The organism is Trinickia soli (assembly GCF_002879855.1).
GTDB classification, from domain to species: domain Bacteria; phylum Pseudomonadota; class Gammaproteobacteria; order Burkholderiales; family Burkholderiaceae; genus Trinickia; species Trinickia soli.
In genome coordinates this window covers 33,428-54,328 of record NZ_PNYB01000018.1, presented here as the reverse complement: position 1 = coordinate 54,328, position 20,901 = coordinate 33,428, and the positions used below count along the sequence as shown (strand labels likewise).

Genomic DNA, 20,901 nt, shown 5'->3' with positions numbered 1-20,901 from the left:
AGCGATAAGGCCGAAGTCCTCATATGGGGGCTTCGGCCGCTTTTTTTTGACTACCGCAACGCCGCGGCTACTTTCCCCATCACATCGACACCGCTATCGACGAGATGCGCGAAGAACGGAATCATGTTCGGCAGCATCAGCATGATCAGCAGCATGCCGACCAGCAGCGTGACCGAAAAGCCGATCTGGAACACGCCGATCTGCGGGGCGGCGCGATTGAGAATGCCGAGCGACAGGCTGGCGACGAGCAGCGCAATCACGACAGGCAGCGACAGCAGCAACCCCGCCGAGAAGATCGCGCCACCCCACTCCACGAGGGTCCGCATGCCCGGCGGGCCATACACGGCGGCCGCAATGGGCACCGACTGAAACGAGCCGATCAGCGCGGCAATCACCTGCAAATGGCCGTTGAACGTCAGGAACGCAAGCAGCGCGACCATGTTCAGAAAGCTTGCAATGACCTGCGCCGAAGCATTCGAGCTCGGGTCGAAGAAGGTCGCGAAGCCGAGTCCCATCTGCAAGCCTACGAGCGAGCCCGCCATTTCCACGGCCGCGAAGACGAGTTGCATCGCGAAGCCCAGCGCGGCGCCGATCAAAAGCTGCATCACCATGATCCAGACCCCGGTGGCCGAGAACACGGTCACCTGCGGCATCGGCGGCAGCGTCGGTGCGACGATCAGCGTGATGAAAGCGGCCAGCGCGATTTTCACGCGGGCCGGCAAGGCCGAATGGCCGAACATGGGCGAGGCCGCGACGAGCGCCGCGATGCGCGTGAACGGCCAGAGGAACGCCGTCAGCCAGACGTTCAGCTGCGCGTAAGTGACGGTGAACATGGGCGGGGGGCGGTCCGTCAGCGGGTGCCTGCGGCCGCTACCCTGCCATCGACGGAATGCTGGTCAGCATTTCGCGCATGTAGTCGAGCACAATCGAAAGCATCCACGGCCCCGCGATCACGAGCGTGATCGTCACGGCCATCAGCTTCGGAATGAACGACAGCGTGGCTTCGTTGATCTGCGTCGCGGCCTGGAAGAAGCTGACGAGCAAGCCCACCACGAGCGAGACGATCAGCGGCGGCGCCGTCAGCAGCAGCGCGACGTACATCGCACGGTGCGCGAGCGTCAGTACGGATTCGGGCGTCATGAGAAGCAATCCTCGTTAAATCGGGCTCAGGAGAAGCTCTGCGCGAGCGAGCCGATCAGCAGTTGCCAGCCATCCACGAGCACGAACAGCATCAGCTTGAAGGGCAGCGAAATCGTGACGGGCGAGACCATCATCATCCCCATCGACATCAGCACGCTGGCCACGACCATATCGATGATGACAAAAGGAATGAAGATCGTGAAACCGATTTGAAAGGCGGTCTTGAGTTCGCTCGTCACAAAGGCCGGCACGAGCAGCGGCAGCGGTACGTCTTCGGGTCCCTGCAGCGGCGGCGAATGCGAAATCCGTGCGAACAGGGCGAGGTCGGATTCGCGCGTCTGCTTCAGCATGAACTGCTTGAAGGGGGCCACGCCGCGCTGCACGGCCGTTTCCATCGGAATCGTGCCGTCGGCGAACGGCTTGTAGCCGTCGGTGTAAGCCTTGTTGAGCACCGGCGACATCACGAACAGCGTCAAAAACAAGGACAACCCGACGAGCACCTGGTTCGGCGGCGTCGTGGTCGTGCCGATCGCCTGGCGCAGCAGCGAGAGGACGATGATGATGCGCGTGAAGCTTGTCATCATCAGCACCATCGCCGGCAGGAACGACAGCATCGTGAGCAGCAGCATCGTCTGCACGCTCAGCGAGTAAGTCGTGCCGCCGCCCGGGCCGGGGCTCGTCGTGAAAGCGGGGAGGCCCGCCGGCGTTTGCGCCAGCGAAAGCTGCGGCAGCAGCGCGAACATCAAAAACGGAAGCGCAGGCAGCGCGGCGCGCGCGAGCCGCACGAGAGAGCTGGACGACATTTACCTGCCCCCGCCCGAAGTTCGAGAGAACCGCTTGCGCGCTTCGTCCGCCAGCGCGGCGCGAAACCGCGTGCCGAAGGTGCCGGCCAGCGGCCCCTGCGCGGGGTCGGCATCGCCGCCGCCCGGTGCGCCGGCCTCGTTCGCCTGGGGCGCGGGCATGGTATGGAGCAGCCGCACGTTGCCGGGCGCGGCGCCGACGACAAGCCAGGTGTCGCCGATCTGAACGACCGCCACGCGCTCCTTGCCGCCTAGCGACACGCCGCCGACGGTGCGCACGAGCTGGCCGCGCGCCGACGGCTGCAGGCCGAAACGGCGTGCAAGCCACGCGCAAGCAAAGACGAGCGCGACGACGACGGCGAGGCCGACCAGCGTCTGCAGCACGGCGCCCACGCCGACGGACGGCACGGCCGTGCCGGCGCCGACGCCCGACGCGATCCTGGCAGCGTTATTGACCGCGTTCATGTCGGCCGCCGCCGCCGCTGGCGCGAAGAGGGCCAAAGCCGCGACGGTGCAGGCCGCGTACGCTGCAAAGCCCGCGAACGCTGCGGGGCTTGCCGCTGAATGTGCCGCTGTATTTGCCACCGCATGTCGCGCTCGCGATATACGGTGCAAGATCAATTTCATTCGGTTATCGATTAAGTTTTCGGATACGTTCGGCCGGCGTAATGATGTCGGTCAACCGGATACCGAACTTGTCGTTGACGACGACGACTTCCCCTTGGGCAATCAAACAGCCGTTCACGAGCACGTCCATCGGTTCGCCGGCCATCCCGTCGAGTTCGACGACCGAGCCTTGCGCAAGTTGCAACAAATTGCGAATCGCAATTTTCGTGCGCCCCAGTTCGACCGTCATCTGGACCGGAATGTCCAGGATCATGTCGATGTCGTTGCGCGTCGTCGTCGCTTCGACCTTCGACAGCGGCTGGAATACGCCGGCCGCGGCGGGCGCCGGGGTTTCGTTCGAATTCTGCTCGGCCAGAGCGGCGGCCCAATCGTCGAGGCTCGCTTCGTCGTCGCTCGAGCCGGCGGCCTGTTTGTCGCGCTCGGCGGCCGCGGCGGCCAGGGCTGCATCGAGTTGTGCCGTGCCGTCACCGGGCATTGCGTTCAGGTCACTCATAATCCGTTTCCTTGATCGTGTTTTCCGCTGCGCTGATCATTTTTTGCACGCGCAACGCATATTGGCCGTTGAAGAGTCCGTAGCCGCATTCCATGACGGGCACGCCGTCGACCTTGGCCACGATGTTTTCGGGGATGTTGATCGGTAGCACGTCGCCCGCACGCAGGTTCAGGATGTCCTCGAACGTGACGGGGATCTGTGCGAGATCGGCGGTCAGCTCGACTTCGGCCAGCTGCACCTGCTTGGACAGCACGCGCACCCAACGGCGGTCGACTTCGAGCGCCTCGCCCTGGATCGGCGAAGTCAGCACGTCGCGGATCGGCTCGATCATCGAGTACGGCATGCAGATGTGCAGCGTGCCGCCTGTCGGGCCGAACTCGATCGAGAACTGCGTGACGATGACGATTTCGTTCGGCGTCGCGACGTTGGCGAACTGCGTATGCATTTCCGAGCGCATGAATTCGAACTGCAGCGGCCGCACGCTCTTCCACGCCGTCGTGTAATGGTCGAAGACGAGGCTCAGCAGCTTGCCGATGATGCGTTGCTCGGTGGCCGTGAAGTCGCGCCCTTCGACGCGCGTGTGGAACCGGCCGTCGCCGCCGAACAGATTGTCGACGACGAAGAACACGAGGTTCGGATCGAACACGAACAGCGACGTGCCGCGCAGCGGCTTCACATGGACGAGGTTCAGGTTCGTCGGAATCGGCAGGTTGCGCGTGAACTCGCTGTACTTCAGCACTTTGACCGGACCGACCGAGATCTCGGCCGTGCGGCGCATGAAATTGAAGATGCCGAGGCGAAGCAGGCGGGCGAAACGCTCGTTGATGATTTCGAGGCCGGGCATCCGGCCGCGAACGATCCGTTCCTGCGTCGCGATGTTGTAGGGGCGAACGCCTGCCTTTTCGCCGTGATCGGCATCGGAATCGGATTCGCCGGTTACGCCCTTGAGGAGTGCATCGACTTCCTCTTGGGACATGAACTCTTCGTGGCCCATTGCTTTGCTCGTCCCTGTGTTGCGGTTGGTGAGTAGCGTCTTAGGTAGTGCGTTTCGCCCGACCGCCTGCCTGCATGGCCGGCATGGAGCGGGCGCCTGGCACTACTGGACCACGAATTCCGTGAAGAGCACCGCTTCGACATGGACGGGCGGCTCGCTGGCGTCCGTCGGCTTCTCGATCAGCGTTTTCAGCTCTTGCGCAAGCGCATGCTTGCCCTCGAGCGTCGACAGCTCTTCCGGGTGCTTGTTCGACAGTGCAAGCAGAATGCGGCTGCGAATTTCCGGCATGTGCTGCTGCAACCCTTCCTGCATCTTTTCATTGGCAAGCTTGAGCGACAGGCCGACGCGCAGGTAGTGCTGGCCGTCGTCGGACAGCAGATTGACCGTCATCGGGTCGAGCGCGAAGAACACGGGCGGCGGCGCCGGCTGCGAAGATCGCAATGAGAGCGATCAGCAGAATGCGTTTGAGCTTGCCCGATTTCGCGGGTACGTCGACGGTCTGCTGATTTGCGGTCGTGGATGCCATGACAATGCTTTGCGTAAGTGCGGTAAGGTGAATTGTTCGCTAAAGCGGGCATCGGCGATAAGCCGAAAAGAAGGGACATTCGACGCCATCTCATTCGTTTAAGACGGCGGGGTCACGATCGCGCAAACAGCGGACAGCAAAAAGCGGGCCCCCGATATTCGCGGGGCCCGCGCCGAGCCGGGCGGCTCAGCTTTGTCTGCAGGCGGATCGGGCCGGACCGGCGAGGCGCCGATCCGTCGAACCGCCGAACTGCCGCTCGGTCGATGCCGGCGTCAGGCGAATGTATCGACGAGCCCGACGGTGCGCCGCGTGCTGATCGTCGCGCTCGCGGCCACCGTGACGTCGCCTTGGCCGCCGCCCGAGCCCGAGCCGTTGCCGCGGCGGCCCGAGCCGCTGCTCTGGTTGCCGGCTTGCTGTTGGCTGGCTTGGCGCGCGAAGCCATCGCTGACGCTGGCGCTGCCCAGGCCGAGGCCGCCGGATTCCAACGCGTCACGCAGCTTCGGCAGCGCGGCTTCGACAGCCTCTCGCACCTGCTGATGCTGGGACACGAACAGGGCGTGCGCATGGTTGTCGGCCACCTGCAATACGACCTGCAGCGGACCGAGATCGGGCGGATTGAGCGTCAGTTCGGCGCTTTGCTGGTGCGCATTCGACATGAATACGACCTTCTGGCTCAGCGCATCTTCCCAATCGGGCGTGCCCACTTGCGGCGCCAGCGAAGCGGCGGCCGCCGCCGCATTGGGCGACGTCGCCGCAGCGGCCGCCTGCGCCGCCGCGCTCGCGACGCTTGCGGCCGATGCCGTCTGCGTCGCGGCCAGCGCGGCGCGCGCGGCTTCGGCGTTGTCCTTCAGCGTTGCCAGGGCTGCCGTGGCGTCGCCGCCGCCGGCGAGTGCCTGGGCCGTCGCGGCTGCCGCGCTGTCGGACGAAGCCGTCGCGCCGGCCGACGCCTTGGCGGCCTGCTCGGCGGCGCTGCTGACAGCCGCCGCGTTGGCGCTCTTGGCGTCGCCCGTCAGGGTGGCCAGCACCTTGTTGCCGAGCGGCAGCGACCCCATGCCGTTGGTCAGGTTGCCGGTGTTCGTGCCTGCGCTCGTGTTGCCGAGCACTTGCGCGCCCGACGCCGTGGCCGCCGCGCCGGTGGCCGCTGCGCCTTGCATTCCCGCTTGCATCCCCGCCTGCATCCCCATTTGGGCCGCCAATGCGGCTTCAAGCGCGGCGCGCACCGTCTTCGGCGTAGAGCCGGTCACTTTGCCTGCGGCGCCCGTCGTCGCGCCTGCTGAGTCCGTCGTGCCGGCGGTCGTCGCGCTCGTCGCTGCCGCTTGAGCCTGCTGCTGTTGCTGCTGCTGCTGGGCGGCGGCGGCCTGCGCGGCCGCATTGCCGGCGTCCGCGGCGCTTTGGCCTTGACCGGCCTGCGCGCTTGACGATGCATCGCCGTGCTTCGAGGTCGAGCTCGATTGCGTCGACGACGCACCGTCGCTGCCGGTCGAATCCGACGTGGCGTTGCTGGCGGAAGTGGCCGGGTCGTTCGCACTGGCGCCGTTCTTCGCGTCGGCGCCGTTGCCGGTCGCAGTCGAAGCGGACTGTTGCGCATTGGCGCTCTGCGATTGCGCGTTGCTCGATGCCTCGGCGTGTGCGGCGCTCGGCTGGGCCGCATGTTGCTGCGACTGAACCGTCTGCTGGAGCGTTTGCGAGAACGACGCGGCAGCCGCGGTGCTGGCGGTGGCGCTCGCGGCGCCGTAGACCGCGCTTGCCGTTGCCGTAGGGGACCCGATGAGGGAAAGGGGCGACATGGTTATGCCTCAAAGTTCGTCGACCGGGCGGCAGCGTACCAGGCGCGCGGCCCGCCGACTCGATTCCGGTTCAATTCAAATTTTGCTGACGCATGCGCAGCATCTTGGCGGCATGCTCGTCGGCGTCGCGCTGCTCGCGTCGTGCCACGACACGTGCTTGCTCGGCCTCGCCGCGCGCCTGCAGGACTTCGTACGACCCCAGCTTCTGCTTTTGACGCTGCCACTCGGGCTTGGCCGCCTCGACGCGCGAGGTGGCCGTCGCGAGCAGGCGCCGTTGCTGTTCGATCGCCGCGTCGAGCGTATCGATGAACGCCTGAAAGTTGCGCCAGCTGCCGGCCGGCATGCCGGCCTGGGCCGAAGCGGAAAAATTTGCGTGATACTCGTCGCGATACCGCACCAGCGATTCCAACTGCGCTTCGACATCCCCACGTTCGCGCTGCGCGCGGCCGAGCTGCTTGGCCGCCGCATCGACGTCGTTTTGTGCGAGGTCGATGAGTGTCTTGATCGGAAAATGCTTGGTCATCGCTCAGAATTCCTCATTCAAACAACGCATTCAGCATATTGAGGCTTGGTGCGAACGGTGCACATTCGCGAAAGCCCTGCTGTAGAAATGCTTCGATGCGTGGATAGAGCGCGATCGCCCGGTCGAGCAGCGCATCGCGTCCGCTCGAATAGGCGCCGACGTTGATCAGGTCGCGATTGCGCTGATAACGGGACAGCATCTGCTTGAACAACCGCACGCGCTCCAGATGGTTCTCGTCGATGAGCGCCGTCATCGCCCGGCTGATCGACGCTTCGATGTCGATAGCCGGATAGTGGCCGGCTTCGGCGAGCGCACGCGACAGCACGATGTGGCCGTCGAGAATTGCGCGCGCCGCGTCGGCGATAGGGTCTTGCTGATCGTCGCCTTCGGTCAGCACGGTGTAGAACGCCGTGATCGAGCCGCCGCCTTCGGGGCCGTTGCCCGTGCGCTCGACGAGCGCCGGCAGCTTCGCAAAAACCGAGGGCGGATAGCCTTTGGTGGCGGGCGGCTCGCCGATGGCCAGCGCGATCTCGCGCTGCGCCATCGCATAGCGCGTGAGCGAATCCATCAGCAGCAGCACATGCTTGCCCTGATCGCGGAAGTACTCGGCAAGCGATGTCGCATAGGCGGCCCCCTGCATCCGCATCAACGGCGACACATCGGCCGGCGCAGCCACGACGACGGAGCGTGCGAGTCCTTCTTCTCCGAGGATCTGCTCGATGAATTCCTTCACTTCGCGGCCGCGTTCGCCGATCAGTCCGATCACGATGACTTCGGCGCTCGTATAACGCGCCATCGTCCCGAGCAGCACCGATTTACCGACGCCGGAGCCCGCGAACAAGCCCATGCGTTGGCCGCGTCCGACCGTGAGCAGCGCATTGATTGCGCGCACGCCGACGTCGAGCACCTGCTGAATCGGCTCGCGCTGCAGCGGGTTGATCGACGGCGCCGAGAGCGGCGCGTCGGCTTCGTTGTCGAGCGGGCCGAGGCCGTCGAGCGGGCGGCCCGACGAATCGACGACGCGGCCGAGCATGCCCCAGCCGACCGGCAGGCGCTTGGCGCCCGCGAGCGGGTCGGCAAGCGGCGCGCTCTCGCGCGGATAGACGCGCGCCCCAGGCAACAGGCCCGCGACTTCGGTCGTGGGCATCAAGAACAGACGATCGCCGGCAAAACCGACGACTTCGGCTTCGGCCATCGGCAGCATGCTGCCAGGCGGCATTTCGATCAGGCATTCAGCGCCGACGGCGAGCCGCATGCCAACCGCTTCGAGCACAAGGCCGGCTGCGCGCGTGAGGCGTCCGCAGGCCGAAAGCGGCCGCGCGAGCGCGCTGCGTTCGCGCAGTGCATTGAGCCGGCCGCGCCAGGCGCCGAGGTGCGGATTGTTCGCCAGCGCGGGATCGGGCGTGAACGCAGCCAACGGGGCCGCGGCGCGCGAGGCGCTGGCGAGCGGCGGGGCTGCGTACGCGCTGTGGCCCATCGCATGGTTATGCGTAGGATGCGGGGGCGCAGGCTCGTCCAATGAGGCGGCGTGCGTGCCCGCGTGCGGGTCGGCGCCTGCATGATCTTCAGCCAAGCCGCTTGGCAGATCGGCTTGCGCGACGGCCAGCGCATTGCCCGTCGCGGGTTCGAGCGCGCGGCGCGCGTCGGGCATCGCCTCGGGACGGAACGAGGCCAGCGCGAGTTCGACTTCGAGCGGCGACAGGCCGCTCGCACGCAGCGATTCGACGGTGACATCGCTCACCATTGGCTCACCTTGCCGAGTGCGGCCGCCACGCGCTGCCAGCGCGAGCCGATGGTGGCGTCGATTTCGCCGGTCGCTGCCTGCGCACGGCAGCCGCCGCGCTCGACGGCGGGATCGGTGCGCACGTTCCAGCCGAGTGCCTCGAGCTCGTCCTTCATATAGGCTTCGACGATCGGCAGATCAGCCGGATTGACGATCAACTGCGGCGCACCGGCCAGCGCGGGCTCGGCCGCGAGCACTTCGCGCGCGGCGGCGAGCAGGGCGGCCGGATCGTGGGCCACGTGCTGACGCACGACCTGCTGGGCGATGTCGATCGCAAGCGCGACCAGCGATTCGGCCATTTCGGTCTGCGCGCCGTCGAGGGCGGCCTTGAACGCATCGGCCAGCCCGGCGAGCCGCGCCGCTTCGGCGTGTGCTTCCTGCCGGCCTTTTTCGAGTCCCTGCGCATGGCCCTGGTCGAAGCCGGCCTGATAGCCGATGGCCTGACCAGCCACATGGCCCGAAGCGAGCCCTTGCTGATGGGCCGCTGCACGAATGCGTTGAATCTCTTGCGCGAGCTTGTTCTCGCGCACCGGATCGGGCGGAGGCGGCGGGTCGAACGAAGCCATCTCCCAGCGCTGGTACGCCGAGATGGGCTTCTTGTCCGAGCGGCCTGAATCAGACATAGGCATCTTCCGCCTTTCCACCAATCACGATCTGGCCGCTCTCGGCCAGGTTGCGCACGATCTGCAGGATGCGGCGCTGTTGCGTTTCGACTTCCGAGACGCGCACCGGACCGCGTGCGTCGAGGTCTTCGGCGAGCAGCTCGGCCGCGCGTTGCGACATGTTCGATAGGAACTTCTGACGCAGCGCCGGCGGGGCGCCCTTGAGCGAGATGATGAGCGCTTCGGACTCCACTTCCTTGAGCAGCAGCTGAATCGCACGATCTTCGAGATCGAGCAGGTTCTCGAACACGAACATCTGGTCGATGATTTTCTGCGCGAGGTCGGCGTCGTACTGGCGCACGCTTTCGAGAATCGACTCCTCGTGCATGCTCGGCATGAAGTTCAGGATTTCGGCCGCCGTGCGAATACCGCCCATCGGGCTGCGCTTGAGGTTGTCGCTGCCCGAGAGCAGGCCCGTGAGGACATCGTCGAGCTCGCGCAGCGCGGCCGGCTGAATCCCGTCCAGCGTGGCGATTCGCAGCAGCACGTCGTTGCGTAGCCGGTCCGTGAAGCACGCGGCGATTTCCGAAGCCTGGTCGCGATCCAGATGGACGAGGATCGTCGCGATGATCTGCGGGTGCTCGTTCTTGATGAGCTCGGCCACGGCGGGCGAGTCCATCCACTTCAGCCCTTCGATGCCGCTCGTATCGCTGCCTTGCAGGATGCGGTCGATCAGAACGCCGGCCTTGTCTTCGCCGAGCGCCTTGGTCAGCACCGAGCGGATGTAGTCGTTCGAATCGAGCGACATCGCCGTGTGCTGCTCCGCTTCCTTGACGAAGTCCTGCAGCACATGCTCGACCTGCTCGCGCGTGACGTTCTTGAGCGAGGCCATGGCGGCGCCGATCTTCTGCACTTCGCGCGGCGCGAGAAACTTAAACACTTCAGCGGCTTCTTCTTCGCCGATCGACATCAGCAGAAGCGCGCTCTTCGTGACCCCTTCAGCGCTCATCGGACACCCAATTCTTGACAACAGTCGCTACGATCTTCGGATCCTTGCGCGCAATCGTCCGCGCGTAATCGAGGTTCCGTTCGAACTTGTGCTTCTCGTTCTCGAAGGCGAGCAGGTTTTGCTCCATGTCGCTGTCGAGTTCCATCGCCGTCGTAACCGGCGACGGCGAGCCGCCGTCGAGCAGCACGGGCTCGCCGGGACCTTCGAGCCCACCGATGAAGCCCGGCCCCTCGGATGCCTGCGCCTCGCCGGGCGGCGGGAACGCACGCTTCATCGCGGGTTTGACCATCATCAGATAGAGAACCAGCGCAACGAGGGCAATGCCGAGCCACTTCGCCGCCTGGATCGCGAGCGAGATGATCTCGGGCTGCTTCCACCAGGGCAGATTCGCGAGCGGATCGGCTTCGGTCGAGAACGTCGCGTTGACGATGTTGACCGAGTCGCCGCGCTTGGCATCGAAGCCCATCGCGTCCTTCACGAGCTGCGTGACCTGGGCGAGCTTCTCAGGCGTGACCGGCTGCATCGTCGCATGACCCTTGGCGTCGACCACGCGCTGATAGTTGATGACCACGGCGGCCGACAGGCGCTTGACGTTGCCCTTGGCCTGCGCGACATGGCTCACGTGCTTGTCGAGCTCGTAGTTCGTCGTCGCGTCCTTGCGTTCGCTGACCGGCGTGCCCGCCACACCCGTGGCGCTCGTGCCGCTGGCCGCGACGATCGGGGCGGAAGCCGGTTGCGGCGGCGAGTTCGACAGCGCGCCGGGCACGCCCGAGGCGCCGCCTTGCGTCATGTCGGTGGCTTCGCTCGTTTGCTGGCTGCGGATCGCGGCCTGTTGCGGGCTGCCGTTCGGGCCGTAGGTCTCGGCCGTCTGCTCCACTTGCGAGAAGTCGATATCGGCGCTCACTTGCGCATGGGCGTTGCCGGCGCCGAACAGCGGGGCCAGGATCGCGTCGATGCGCTGCTGCGTGTTGTATTCCACTTGCTGAACGTACTTGAGCTGGGTGGCGTCGAGCCCGTTACCCGACGAAGGCTGCGTCAGCAGCGTGCCGTCCTGATCGACGATCGTCACGTTTTTGACGGGCAGATCGGTGACGCTGGATGCCACCATGTGCGTGATCGCCGAAACCTGCCCTTCGTCGAGCATGCGCCCCGGGTAGAGATTGACGAGCACCGACGCGGTCGGCGCTTCGCGCTCGCGCACGAATACGGACGGCTTCGGAATGGCCAGATGCACGCGTGCCTGCCGCACGACGGAGATCGATTGAATCGTCCGTTCGAGCTCGCCTTCGAGGGCGCGCTGATAGTTAACCTGCTCGGCGAACTGGCTGATGCCGAACTTTTCGTTGTCCATCAGCTCCATGCCGACCGAGCCGCTCTTGGGCAAGCCCTGCGAGGCGAGCTTCAGACGGACTTCGTTGACCTGATCCGACGGCACGAGAATGGCCGAGCCGCCTTCGGAGAACTTATAGGGCACATTCGCCTGCTGCAGGGCGGCGATGATGCTGCCCCCGTCCTGATCGGAAAGATTGCTATAGAGCAGGCGATAGTCGGGCGTCCGGCCCCAGAGCACGAGTGCAGTCACGACAGCCACCAGCACGGCCACGGCGATGATGAACGGCGCGCGCGGGTTGCCGCGCATCTGCGACAGCGACGACAGCCGCTGGGCGAAGCCGGCGCCGAGTTCGGCGCCGCCGGCCCCGCCGACACCCGCGCCTTGCAGCGCGCCGGCCGCCGCGGCGCCTGGCTGGGCGCCCGCGAGGCCCATGCGGGCGTCGGGGTTGATCAAAGAATTAGCCTGCGAATCCATGCGTCGGGGTTCTCCGGAATGCGGGGGTGTTCTCGCCGTTCTACCTGGGCTCGCAGCCTCGTCGGCAGGGGCGGGACACTTTCACGATAGGGATTATCCAGCTCGGGTCGCAACTGAATCAGTCGAATAGAAGCGGGTTTCCCCCCTAGTTTCACGGGTTTGCCGAGAGGCGCGCTGCTATCCTCACTCTCCGTGATGGGTCATTGCGTCGCGTCTTTGCGCGGCGCCGGCCTTTCGCCCCTTTTTTGTATTTGGAGAGACCAGATGACCGTGCCAGTCAATCCGCTCACGTCGGCCCTGCAGCAGATGCAGACGATGGCCGCAGAGGCGGCTGGAGAGTCGAAAGCCGCCGCGCTCGGGGAACAATCGGGCGTCGCGACGGCCGGCAGCTTTGCCACCGCGCTCAAGAGTTCGCTGGATAAGATCAGCGACGACCAGAACAAAGCGGTCGGGGAGTCGCAGGCGTTCGAACTCGGCTCGCCGAACGTGTCGCTCAGCGACGTCATGGTGGATATGCAGAAAGCCAATATCGGGCTGCAGTTCGGCTTACAGGTTCGTAATAAACTCGTCGCCGCTTATAACGACATCATGCAGATGTCGATTTAAGGTGGGGCGGCCATCCGTGGGGCGGCCGTCCGCGGGCGCTATCCGGGGCTGTGTCGGTCGGCCGTGGTGGTGCGGACTAAAGCTTTGCCGGAGCCATCCGATAACAGCGATATGAGCAGCGCGCTGCAGTCGGGTCACGAGGGGCGCGCTGGCAACCCACGCATATTGACGACCAACAAGGAGAAGCGCCGATGTTTTCCCAAGGACACGCTGGAGCGGGCGCCTATGCACGTGTCAGCGTCGAGACAGGGGTGATGGGCGCAAATCCGCATCGATTGATTCTCATGCTGTACCAGGGTGCGCGCAAAGCCATTGCACAGGCGCGCATGCACTTGCAGCAAGGCAACATCGGCCCGCGCGGCGAGGCGATCACGAAGGCCATGGGAATTATCGGCAGCGGCTTGCAGGCATCGCTGAACAAAGAGGTCGGCGGAGACGTCGCCCTCCGGCTGGACGCGCTCTATAGCTACATGACGCGTCGGTTGCTGGAAGCAAACATGGCTCAAAGCGAGGCGATGTTGATCGAAGTGGACGGCTTGCTCGCGACGCTCGAGGAAGCCTGGATCGCCATTGGCGCGGAAGCCGAGCGGCTTTTGGCGCAGCAGGGGCAGGCAGGCGCGCAGCGATGAATTCGAAAGCAGACTATTTTGCACGATACGAGGCGATTGCGGCGGTCTCCCAGCGCATGCTGGCAGCCGCGCGGCGTGCGCTTTGGGCTGAATTGACCGATTTGCAGGAAGAGTACCGGACGCTCGTCGACACGCTGATCGAAGTCGATGCCGGTATTTCGCTCGATGAGAACGACCGGCTGCGCAAGTACGATCTGGTTCGCCAGATTCTGGCCGACGACGCGGCTATCCGCGATCTCGTCAACCCGAGCGTTGCACGGCTGTCCGCGTTTTTTTCCGCGCGGCGTCCGGTGCACGTGCTTAAGGAACTGTTCGGCGCGCGCTGAGCGCGTCGGGATCATCCCCATTCACGGCCCCCGCGGCGCATCGCGTCCGCGTAACGAAGGCAGATCCGAACGACGGCGCAAGGACGCGGTATGACTGGAATCGACTCTGCCCTCGCCTCGATGCTTGTTAGTCGCATCGATAGTCTGCTCGACAGCGTCGGCGCGGGCTCGCGCACGAGCCCGGCCCAATCGGGGGCGACGGGGCTGACGGTCGATACGCCGGCTGCAGCCGACGCGGCCGCGGCATTCGGTGACACGCCTCCTCCCGCTTCCGCTCAAGCTGTGCTTTCCGAAGTCGCGCTGACGCTCGACGCTATCTCGCGTTTCGGCGGCGATGCGACGCCGGCCGTTATCGGTCAGACGCCGATCTGGCCCGCGCCGCCGGCCATCGACACGCCGACTGCGAAAGGCGGCCTCTTCGCGGCTGACGCCGGCGCCGCCGCGGCCGCCCGCGATGGGGCGGCGTCCGCCGAATCGGCCGGCGCGACCGGATCGACATCCACGGGCTCGGCGGGCTCGGCGGGCTCGGCGGGCTCGGCAGCCGGTGCGGCCGCCGTCGACGCCGCGGCTACCGCCATGCCCGTCGAGGAGCTGGCGGCCGCGCTCGAACATACCGTCAACGACTCGGGCCTCTTCTACGAGTCGCATCTGGCGCAGTGGCTTACCGGCGGCTATCCGGCCGAAGCGCTGGCGAACGAGCCGCAGACGCGGCTTGCGGCGCAGTCGCTGCAACTGCCGCTCGATTGGGGCAACCCGGTATCCGACGCGAGTGCGGACGGCTTGCCCGCCTGGCTCGGCGGCGGCGCGGCAGAGCCGTCGACGGCCGGCTGGCCCGCGCATGCGCTGCCGCCGCAGTTGTCGCTGCCACCGTTCGTCGCGAGCCCGCACGGCGTCGGCGCCCCATTCGCCAACGCGGCAGCCGACAGCCCCGGCTGGCGAGGCGCGGGAGCCGGCACCTTCGATGACGCAGAGTTTGGCGGTGCAAGCGCCAACCGCTCGGCGGGGATGGCGCCCGATTTGCGTGCGTCAATCGCGGCTTCTATTCATCCGGCAACAATTCCACTCGTGCGCCAGCAGCTGGACGTCCTGGCGACGCAGCAGTTCCGCTGGACCGGCGAAGTCTGGCCGGGTGCCAAGCTCGACTGGACGATCGAACCTGAGCGCGAGCGCAAAGGCCGCTCCGGCGATGCGGAGGAGGGTGATCTGCCGCAGACGTGGCGCACCCGCGTGACGCTCGCGCTGCCCACGCTGGGCACGGTCGATGCCGACCTCGTGCTGACGGGCTCGCAGCTTGTCGTGCGCGTGCAGGCCAGCCCTGGCGGCGCGGCGCGGCTCACCTCCGGGGGCGGGGCCTTCGGACGTCGCCTGGAGGCGGCGGGGATCGAGCTGACCGGCCTGCAGATTCGGGAAATCGGCGGCGCGGCGCCGGCGCAAGGCGGCAACGCCGCGTCGACGGCAACCTCCGCTTACGCGCGCGCGGCGGCCGACGCGCAGACGCGCGAAGCCCCGGACGACATTTCGGATGTGGAGGTGCGCGACGGCGCACCGGGCGGACGGGACCGGGGTGATGGCACAGGCGTGGGAGCGGCAGAACCGGCAGCGGGACGCGGCCCTGTGGCCTCGCCGATCGATCGCTTGTTCGACGATCCGTTCGAATGGGGCGGAACATGAGCCGCCGCCAGCGACGCCCGAGCGCGGCAGCCCTCGCCTACGACCCGCAAGGCGGCGACAAGACGCCGCGCGTCGTGGCGAAGGGGTACGGGCTCGTAGCGGAGATGATCATTCAGCGCGCGCAGGAGGCGGGCCTCTATGTTCATCGCGCGCCTGAAATGGTGTCGCTGCTGATGCAGGTCGACCTCGATTCCCGGATTCCGCCGCAGCTCTATCAGGCTGTGGCCGAACTGCTGGCCTGGCTCTATCGGCTGGAGAGCGGAGTGGCGGAGGAAGAGGGGGGCGAAACCGCGCCATCGGCCGCCGCCTCGCCGAATACCAGCGAAACCGTTACTCCACTGGCTTCCGGCTCAGGGTATCCGTTGCTGCCGCGCTGAGCGCGTTGTAGAAGAGAATCGGTTATGCGTTCGCTATGGGCACGACCCGTTGGAACGCGGAATTCAAGGAAAGCTCACCGCTGGCCCGACTGTCACTCAGTGCCGCCCGATTCAGCGATTAAAGCCGCGCCGCAGGTCGTTTTGTGTCCTTCAAGCGCAGCCGGCGCCCCGAAATCCAGGCTCCCATCACAGCCCTCTGCGATCTCGAAAATGTGAGGCTCGCATTGTGGGCACGTCACCTTGTCGCCTTTGCGGGCAATCGGAATCTCAGCCCGGCTCCATGTCGAAGACGGGCTGCCGGAGACCACCTGACCACCATGGCTGGTTGTATCGCCCACCACGATTTGCGCTTTGCCGCCTACAGTTGCTCGTGTCATCGACGGAGCCTCATTGCGGATTGGCGGATGATTCCTGCAATCCCTTGATCGGCGGGTCCTGATAGGTCGTGTCGATCGTGTAGCCTTGCTCTTTCAGGGCGGTTTCGGTCTTGAGTCGCTTTGCGTGGTATTTCGGCAGCTCAGCAGGAAGCAGTGCCTTCCAGTTGTCGATTTTCTCGGAGTCGCCTGAGAAATATCCTATTCCATAAAAAGCAAATTCGCTTCTAATGTTTATGGATAGGAGGTATGTCGTCTTTCCGACAAAGTCTCCCATATTGCTTTGCATGAGTGATACATCTAGATACACTCCATCGGCATAGAATGTCCAGTGTGGCATCTTCCTCACTGCGGACTTCCATTCATTAATGGTGGGTGTGTAATTTGGGTCTAGTGAGTAGACAGAATCGATTGCCAGGCGATCCCAAGCCTCCTTTCCAGTCAGGCGTGGATCACCTATATCGATATACCGCACCCACCCTCGTGCGCGCAGATCGGAAAATAACTTTATCATGCGCGCAAGCGCGGCTTCATGCGTATCGGCTTGTTCCGGGCTGACTCCAAAATTTATGTTCCATTGATAAATTCCTTCTGGTACATCCTGGTCATCCATGCCCAGTACGGAGAGCACATTGTCTATCGTAAAGCTGTGCTTGCCATGCACGAACTCCACAGTACCCAGGCTCCCTCTTTCCCACGAGCGCTGATAAAACTTCATCCCCGAGGGGTGGTTGTCGGTAGACGAACCTTGTCCACCCAGGTCAGAACCTTTAGGGTCGCCGAGTCGGATGCGCATAAGGGATGATTTCATGTCGTTGTCATGGCCAAGAGTTGAATGAGAGGGCAAATAGCGCACGGCCAACGCGGCACCACATACGAGCACCCCTAGGGTCAGTATGAGAGAGAGAATAGTTTTCATCATTTGTCTGGCAGATCGCCCCAGCTTTTGATGACTTCAAGATAGTCAAGCATGACCTTTGGCTTTGTCAGCATCAATCCGTGATATTTCCATGCCGCGTCTGTGATCCACTCCATACGCTTCTGGTAATCCTCCAAAACCAGGCGATCCGGAGCGTCGGACCGGAATTCGGTGTCGTCCGTTGTCCTATCGGGCGTTAATACCAGTTGAAGGCCCGGCACCAGGGCGCGGGTAACAGCCACCAGTGCGTCTGAGCCGTCGGATAGACCAGACCTAATCGTTTGCATCGATGCGTTGATTGCCATGTTGTCAGAAGTCGCCAGGGCGCCACGCTGTAATTTGAGCCACTTCTGGAATTCCGGATCATCGTAGATCAGGCCTTGCAGCACCTCGCCCTGCTCGTGCTGGGCGATCAGAAGGAGATGGGCGAACGCAATCTTAGGCCGCTTTTCACCGGTTTCATTTTCCCAGTCTTTGACCGCCTGGAACCCGTCCTTCACAATCTGCGTGCATTTGAGATATCCGAGCTTCGCCTTCTTCAGGCCCGTCTCACCATCGATCTCGTGAGGAACCTTATCGATCGATGCGGCGTCGTTCTCGAACTGCCGTGCAAAGTTGGTGGTGACCTGATCGACAAACTGCCTGCTGTCGCGCGCATGCATGCACTTTTCGAACGTATCGGCGCCGGCAGCGTAGCCGTAGAACCACGCCAGGACGTCGTTGAAGAGCCAGAGATTGCCCCTGCCCAAGCCAGCGCGCAACTCGGAGCAGTGCGCCACGTATTTCACCTGCCAGGTGTGGAGCGTTGCCGCGACCTGCTTGGACGCGAATGCACCCAGGCCCAGCCAATAGAAGCGGCCGACCTTGCTCTTGTCGCCCAGGTGAAAGTCCTCGAGAAACACGCGCGCATACGCCGCCGCAATCCGCTTTGCTCTGACTTCGAGGTCGCTGACGAACTTGGGCGTCCAATTCTTCTCGAGCTGCTCGCCCAACACATGCCCGTTGCATTCGCGATAGTCGGGCAGATGAGCGTGCATGGGCGCATGCGTCACAAGCTGCCGCATCGAGAACTGCTGCGCCATCGACCAGATGATCTCGCAGCTGCACTGCGCATCCACGCAGGTATTTGGATCAGGATTGGTCGTTCCCGTGACTTTCAGATTCTCTGCCAAACTCTGTGCTCCCTGTCGATTCGGTGGTTGGGGTCAAGCGCCGGAACGGGCGGAAGGCGCGGCAAATTCATCCCAGTGCAACTCAAATTGCGCGGCCTCTTGCTGCGCTGTATTCAATGTCGGCGAGCGGCCCTGATCGCCCGTCCTAAAGACGTGGCCGCCGGATGGTGCGCTGACCTGGTAATCCACGCCGGGAAGCGGCGTGCCGGATGGTGAGAGAACCCTGAACGTCTGGTCGTGTAGCTGCACATCCGGTTGCCCGATAGCGTTCACGCCCATCGACCCATACGTGCGACCTGCTGGAAGGCGAAATACAGGGAAGGCTCACCGCCGGCCCGACTGTCAGTCAGCTCCGCCCGATTCAGCGATCAAAATTGCGCCACAGGTCGTCTTGTGCCCTTCAAGCGCAACCGGCGCCCCGAAGTCCAGACTCCCGTCACAGCCCTCTGCGATCTCGAAGATATGAGGCTCGCATTTCGGGCACGTCACCTTGTCGCCCTTGCGGACAATGGGAATCTCGGCCCGGCTCCATGTCGAAGACGGGCTGCCGGAGACCACCTGACCACCATGGCTGGTTGTATCGCCCACCACGATCTGTGCTTTCCCGCCTACGGTCGCTCGTGTCATCGACGGAACCTCATTGCGGATTGGCGGATGATTCCTGCAATCCCTTGATCGGCGGATCCTGATAGGTCGTGTCGATCGTGTAGCCTTGCTCTTTCAGGGCGGTTTCGGTCTTGAGTCGCTTTGCGTGGTACTTCGGCAGCTCAGCAGGAAGCAGTGCCTTCCAGTTGTCCATTTTCTCAGAGTCGCCGGAGAAATAGCCTATTCCATAAAAAGCAAATTCACTTCTCATGTTTACTGACAGCAGGTATGTCGTCTTTCCGACGAAATCTCCCATATTGCTTTCCATGAGTGACACCTTGAGGTAGACGCCATCGGCATAGAATCTCCATTGAGGCATTTTCCTCAACGCAGCCTTCCATTCAGCAATGGTGGGCGTGTAATTTGGGTCCAGTGAGTATACGGAATCGATTTTCAGGCGATCCCAAGCCTCCTTTCCAGTCAGGCGTGGATCACCTATGTCGATATACCGCACCCACCCTCGTGCGCGCAGATCGGAAAACAACTTCACCATGCGACCCAGCGCAGCTTCATGCGTATCGGCTTGTTCCGGGCTGACTCCAAAATTTATGTCCCAGTCATAAATTCCTTCTGGTACATCCCGGTCATCGGTGCCCAGTACAGAGAGCACATTGTCTATCGTGAAACTGTGCTTCCCATGCACGAACTCCACGGTACCCAGGCTACCTCTATTCCATTCGCGCTGATAAAACTTCATCCCCGAGGGATGGTTGTCGGTAGACGAGCCTTGCCCGCCTAGATCAGAATCTATAGGATCGCCGAGTCGGATGCGCATAAGGGATGATTTCATGTCGTTGTTATGGTCAAGAGATGAATGTGAGGGCAAATAGCGTACGGCCAACGCGGCACTACATACGAGCCCCCCTAGAATCAATATGAGAGAGAGAATCGTTTTCATCATAGGTCCGGCAGATCGCCCCAGCTTTTGATGACTTCAAGATAATCAAACATGATTTTTTCCTTTCTCTGCATCAATCCGTGATATTTCTTCGCCGCCTCTTTGATCCACTCCATACGCTTCTGGTAATCCTCCAAAACCAAGCGATCCGGAGCGTCGGACCGGAATTCGGTGTCGTCCGTTGTCCTATCGGGCGTTAATACCAGTTGAAGGCCCGGCACCAGGGCGCGGGTAACAGCCACCAGTGCGTCTGAGCCGTCGGATAGACCAGACCTAATCGTTTGCATCGATGCGTTGATTGCCGTGTTGTCAGAAGTCGCCAGGGCGCCACGCTGTAATTTGAGCCACTTCTGGAATTCCGGATCATCGTAGATCAGGCCTTGCAGCACCTCGCCCTGCTCGTGCTGGGCAATCAGAAGCAAATGATTGAACGCAATATCAAGCCGTTTTTCACCTGTCTCATTTTCCCAGTCTTTGACCGCCTGGAACCCGTCCTTCACAATCTGCGTGCATTTGAGATATCCGAGCTTCGCCTTCTTCAGGCCCGTCTCACCATCGATCTCGTGAGGAACCTTATCGATCGATGCGGCGTCGTTCTCGAACTGCCGTGCAAAGTTGGTGGTGACCTGATCGACAAACTGCCTGCTGTCGCGCGCATGCATGCACTTTTCGAACGTATCGGCGCCGGCAGCGTAGCCGTAGAACCACGCCAGGACGTCGTTGAAGAGCCAGAGATTGCCCCTGCCCAAGCCAGCGCGCAACTCGGAGCAGTGCGCCACGTATTTCACCTGCCAGGTGTGGAGCGTTGCCGCGACCTGCTTGGACGCGAATGCACCCAGGCCCAGCCAATAGAAGCGGCCGACCTTGCTCTTGTCGCCCAGGTGAAAGTCCTCGAGAAACACGCGCGCATACGCCGCCGCAATCCGCTTTGCTCTGACTTCGAGGTCGCTGACGAACTTGGGCGTCCAATTCTTCTCGAGCTGCTCGCCCAACACATGCCCGTTGCATTCGCGATAGTCGGGCAGATGAGCGTGCATGGGCGCATGCGTCACAAGCTGCCGCATCGAGAACTGCTGCGCCATCGACCAGATGATCTCGCAGCTGCACTGCGCATCCACGCAGGTATTTGGATCAGGATTGGTCGTTCCCGTGACTTTCAGATTCTCTGCCAAACTCTGTGCTCCCTGTCGATT

At 63.5% G+C, this 20,901-nt stretch carries 24 protein-coding genes and 1 pseudogene; 5 read left to right on the top strand and 20 right to left on the bottom strand.

The genetic code is table 11. From position 1 onward, the window contains the following. Positions 1 to 50: 50 nt before the first annotated feature. The 13 genes and pseudogenes from fliR to fliF form a co-directional block, all read right to left on the bottom strand. Positions 51 to 833, bottom strand: coding sequence for a flagellar biosynthetic protein FliR (gene fliR / locus C0Z19_RS19695; protein WP_102611518.1), 783 nt, complete (start codon positions 831 to 833; stop codon positions 51 to 53). A gap of 37 nt (positions 834 to 870) precedes the next feature. Then, complete coding sequence (gene fliQ / locus C0Z19_RS19690) at positions 871 to 1,140, bottom strand: flagellar biosynthesis protein FliQ (RefSeq protein ID WP_102611517.1); 270 nt, start codon at positions 1,138 to 1,140, stop codon at positions 871 to 873. A 26-nt stretch (positions 1,141 to 1,166) separates the two neighbouring features. Then, the gene (gene fliP / locus C0Z19_RS19685) at positions 1,167 to 1,883 is read right to left on the bottom strand and encodes a flagellar type III secretion system pore protein FliP (protein WP_175084041.1); all 717 of its coding nucleotides are present in this window, start codon (positions 1,881 to 1,883) and stop codon (positions 1,167 to 1,169) included. A 60-nt stretch (positions 1,884 to 1,943) separates the two neighbouring features. Continuing rightward, positions 1,944 to 2,567 carry a flagellar biosynthetic protein FliO gene (gene fliO, locus C0Z19_RS19680; protein WP_102611515.1) on the bottom strand — a complete coding sequence of 208 codons (624 nt, stop codon included), beginning with the start codon at positions 2,565 to 2,567 and terminating at the stop codon, positions 1,944 to 1,946. Between the two features lie 4 nt (positions 2,568 to 2,571). Further along, entirely contained in the window at positions 2,572 to 3,060 is a 489-nt protein-coding gene (gene fliN, locus C0Z19_RS19675) for a flagellar motor switch protein FliN (RefSeq protein ID WP_102611514.1), read from the bottom strand. Further along, positions 3,053 to 4,054: a flagellar motor switch protein FliM gene (gene fliM, locus C0Z19_RS19670; RefSeq protein ID WP_102611513.1), complete on the bottom strand. Its 1,002-nt coding sequence runs from the start codon at positions 4,052 to 4,054 to the stop codon at positions 3,053 to 3,055. Before fliM ends, fliN begins: the two co-directional genes overlap by 8 nt. 102 nt (positions 4,055 to 4,156) lie before the next feature. Further along, positions 4,157 to 4,580 (bottom strand): annotated as a pseudogene (gene fliL, locus C0Z19_RS19665) (flagellar basal body-associated protein FliL). A 272-nt stretch (positions 4,581 to 4,852) separates the two neighbouring features. Continuing rightward, a complete protein-coding gene (locus C0Z19_RS19660; protein WP_102611512.1) occupies positions 4,853 to 6,367 on the bottom strand; it encodes a flagellar hook-length control protein FliK in 1,515 nt (504 codons plus the stop codon). 70 nt (positions 6,368 to 6,437) lie between these two features. Then, entirely contained in the window at positions 6,438 to 6,890 is a 453-nt protein-coding gene (gene fliJ, locus C0Z19_RS19655) for a flagellar export protein FliJ (protein WP_102611511.1), read from the bottom strand. Positions 6,891 to 6,903: 13 nt separating this feature from the next. Beyond that, a complete protein-coding gene (fliI, locus tag C0Z19_RS19650; protein ID WP_102611510.1) occupies positions 6,904 to 8,634 on the bottom strand; it encodes a flagellar protein export ATPase FliI in 1,731 nt (576 codons plus the stop codon). Beyond that, entirely contained in the window at positions 8,628 to 9,296 is a 669-nt protein-coding gene (gene fliH, locus C0Z19_RS19645; protein ID WP_102611509.1) for a flagellar assembly protein FliH, read from the bottom strand. The genes fliI and fliH overlap by 7 nt, the downstream gene beginning before the upstream one ends. Further along, complete coding sequence (gene fliG / locus C0Z19_RS19640; RefSeq protein ID WP_102611508.1) at positions 9,289 to 10,284, bottom strand: flagellar motor switch protein FliG; 996 nt, start codon at positions 10,282 to 10,284, stop codon at positions 9,289 to 9,291. Before fliG ends, fliH begins: the two co-directional genes overlap by 8 nt. Further along, positions 10,274 to 12,091 carry a flagellar basal-body MS-ring/collar protein FliF gene (gene fliF / locus C0Z19_RS19635; RefSeq protein WP_102611507.1) on the bottom strand — a complete coding sequence of 606 codons (1,818 nt, stop codon included), beginning with the start codon at positions 12,089 to 12,091 and terminating at the stop codon, positions 10,274 to 10,276. Before fliF ends, fliG begins: the two co-directional genes overlap by 11 nt. Before the next feature lie 264 nt (positions 12,092 to 12,355). On the opposite strand from fliF, the gene fliE reads away from it, so the two are divergent. From fliE to C0Z19_RS19610, 5 genes are all read left to right on the top strand, one after another. Then, complete coding sequence (gene fliE / locus C0Z19_RS19630; RefSeq protein ID WP_102611506.1) at positions 12,356 to 12,697, top strand: flagellar hook-basal body complex protein FliE; 342 nt, start codon at positions 12,356 to 12,358, stop codon at positions 12,695 to 12,697. A gap of 191 nt (positions 12,698 to 12,888) precedes the next feature. Beyond that, complete coding sequence (gene fliS, locus C0Z19_RS19625; protein WP_102611505.1) at positions 12,889 to 13,326, top strand: flagellar export chaperone FliS; 438 nt, start codon at positions 12,889 to 12,891, stop codon at positions 13,324 to 13,326. Then, positions 13,323 to 13,652 (top strand): flagellar protein FliT, encoded by a 330-nt coding sequence (locus C0Z19_RS19620; RefSeq protein ID WP_102611504.1) that lies wholly within the window; start codon positions 13,323 to 13,325, stop codon positions 13,650 to 13,652. Before fliS ends, C0Z19_RS19620 begins: the two co-directional genes overlap by 4 nt. Positions 13,653 to 13,742: 90 nt before the next feature. Then, on the top strand, positions 13,743 to 15,323 hold the full coding sequence (fliK, locus tag C0Z19_RS19615; RefSeq protein WP_102611503.1) for a flagellar hook-length control protein FliK: 1,581 nt from the start codon (positions 13,743 to 13,745) through the stop codon (positions 15,321 to 15,323). After that, positions 15,320 to 15,700 (top strand): EscU/YscU/HrcU family type III secretion system export apparatus switch protein, encoded by a 381-nt coding sequence (locus C0Z19_RS19610; protein WP_102611502.1) that lies wholly within the window; start codon positions 15,320 to 15,322, stop codon positions 15,698 to 15,700. Before fliK ends, C0Z19_RS19610 begins: the two co-directional genes overlap by 4 nt. Positions 15,701 to 15,792: 92 nt before the next feature. Here the strand turns inward: C0Z19_RS19610 and C0Z19_RS19605 are convergent, their stop codons facing one another. The 7 genes from C0Z19_RS19605 to C0Z19_RS19575 form a co-directional block, all read right to left on the bottom strand. Next, on the bottom strand, positions 15,793 to 16,077 hold the full coding sequence (locus C0Z19_RS19605; protein ID WP_102611501.1) for a PAAR domain-containing protein: 285 nt from the start codon (positions 16,075 to 16,077) through the stop codon (positions 15,793 to 15,795). Positions 16,078 to 16,087: 10 nt separating this feature from the next. Then, on the bottom strand, positions 16,088 to 16,885 hold the full coding sequence (locus C0Z19_RS19600; protein ID WP_233196215.1) for a hypothetical protein: 798 nt from the start codon (positions 16,883 to 16,885) through the stop codon (positions 16,088 to 16,090). A 107-nt stretch (positions 16,886 to 16,992) separates the two neighbouring features. After that, positions 16,993 to 18,165, bottom strand: a complete 1,173-nt coding sequence (locus C0Z19_RS19595; RefSeq protein ID WP_102611500.1) for a DUF2515 family protein — start codon at positions 18,163 to 18,165, stop codon at positions 16,993 to 16,995. Between the two features lie 33 nt (positions 18,166 to 18,198). Further along, complete coding sequence (locus tag C0Z19_RS19590; protein WP_102611499.1) at positions 18,199 to 18,444, bottom strand: hypothetical protein; 246 nt, start codon at positions 18,442 to 18,444, stop codon at positions 18,199 to 18,201. A 63-nt stretch (positions 18,445 to 18,507) separates the two neighbouring features. After that, a complete protein-coding gene (locus C0Z19_RS19585) occupies positions 18,508 to 18,792 on the bottom strand; it encodes a PAAR domain-containing protein (protein WP_102611498.1) in 285 nt (94 codons plus the stop codon). 10 nt (positions 18,793 to 18,802) lie between these two features. Then, positions 18,803 to 19,600, bottom strand: a complete 798-nt coding sequence (locus C0Z19_RS19580) for a hypothetical protein (protein ID WP_233196214.1) — start codon at positions 19,598 to 19,600, stop codon at positions 18,803 to 18,805. Positions 19,601 to 19,707: 107 nt separating this feature from the next. Next, on the bottom strand, positions 19,708 to 20,880 hold the full coding sequence (locus C0Z19_RS19575; protein ID WP_102611497.1) for a DUF2515 family protein: 1,173 nt from the start codon (positions 20,878 to 20,880) through the stop codon (positions 19,708 to 19,710). Between the last annotated feature and the right edge of the window lie 21 nt (positions 20,881 to 20,901).

Bases quoted from the DNA above. Each gene is read 5' to 3' on its own strand.
- fliR (WP_102611518.1), bottom strand. From the start codon at position 833: ATGTTCACCGTCACTTACGCGCAGCTGAACGTCTGGCTGACGGCGTTC.
- fliQ (WP_102611517.1), bottom strand. From the start codon at position 1,140: ATGACGCCCGAATCCGTACTGACGCTCGCGCACCGTGCGATGTACGTC.
- fliP (WP_175084041.1), bottom strand. From the start codon at position 1,883: ATGTTCGCGCTGCTGCCGCAGCTTTCGCTGGCGCAAACGCCGGCGGGC.
- fliO (WP_102611515.1), bottom strand. From the start codon at position 2,567: ATGAAATTGATCTTGCACCGTATATCGCGAGCGCGACATGCGGTGGCA.
- fliN (WP_102611514.1), bottom strand. From the start codon at position 3,060: ATGAGTGACCTGAACGCAATGCCCGGTGACGGCACGGCACAACTCGAT.
- fliM (WP_102611513.1), bottom strand. From the start codon at position 4,054: ATGGGCCACGAAGAGTTCATGTCCCAAGAGGAAGTCGATGCACTCCTC.
- C0Z19_RS19660 (WP_102611512.1), bottom strand. From the start codon at position 6,367: ATGTCGCCCCTTTCCCTCATCGGGTCCCCTACGGCAACGGCAAGCGCG.
- fliJ (WP_102611511.1), bottom strand. From the start codon at position 6,890: ATGACCAAGCATTTTCCGATCAAGACACTCATCGACCTCGCACAAAAC.
- fliI (WP_102611510.1), bottom strand. From the start codon at position 8,634: ATGGTGAGCGATGTCACCGTCGAATCGCTGCGTGCGAGCGGCCTGTCG.
- fliH (WP_102611509.1), bottom strand. From the start codon at position 9,296: ATGTCTGATTCAGGCCGCTCGGACAAGAAGCCCATCTCGGCGTACCAG.
- fliG (WP_102611508.1), bottom strand. From the start codon at position 10,284: ATGAGCGCTGAAGGGGTCACGAAGAGCGCGCTTCTGCTGATGTCGATC.
- fliF (WP_102611507.1), bottom strand. From the start codon at position 12,091: ATGGATTCGCAGGCTAATTCTTTGATCAACCCCGACGCCCGCATGGGC.
- fliE (WP_102611506.1), top strand. From the start codon at position 12,356: ATGACCGTGCCAGTCAATCCGCTCACGTCGGCCCTGCAGCAGATGCAG.
- fliS (WP_102611505.1), top strand. From the start codon at position 12,889: ATGTTTTCCCAAGGACACGCTGGAGCGGGCGCCTATGCACGTGTCAGC.
- C0Z19_RS19620 (WP_102611504.1), top strand. From the start codon at position 13,323: ATGAATTCGAAAGCAGACTATTTTGCACGATACGAGGCGATTGCGGCG.
- fliK (WP_102611503.1), top strand. From the start codon at position 13,743: ATGACTGGAATCGACTCTGCCCTCGCCTCGATGCTTGTTAGTCGCATC.
- C0Z19_RS19610 (WP_102611502.1), top strand. From the start codon at position 15,320: ATGAGCCGCCGCCAGCGACGCCCGAGCGCGGCAGCCCTCGCCTACGAC.
- C0Z19_RS19605 (WP_102611501.1), bottom strand. From the start codon at position 16,077: ATGACACGAGCAACTGTAGGCGGCAAAGCGCAAATCGTGGTGGGCGAT.
- C0Z19_RS19600 (WP_233196215.1), bottom strand. From the start codon at position 16,885: ATGAAATCATCCCTTATGCGCATCCGACTCGGCGACCCTAAAGGTTCT.
- C0Z19_RS19590 (WP_102611499.1), bottom strand. From the start codon at position 18,444: ATGGGCGTGAACGCTATCGGGCAACCGGATGTGCAGCTACACGACCAG.
- C0Z19_RS19585 (WP_102611498.1), bottom strand. From the start codon at position 18,792: ATGACACGAGCGACCGTAGGCGGGAAAGCACAGATCGTGGTGGGCGAT.
- C0Z19_RS19580 (WP_233196214.1), bottom strand. From the start codon at position 19,600: ATGAAATCATCCCTTATGCGCATCCGACTCGGCGATCCTATAGATTCT.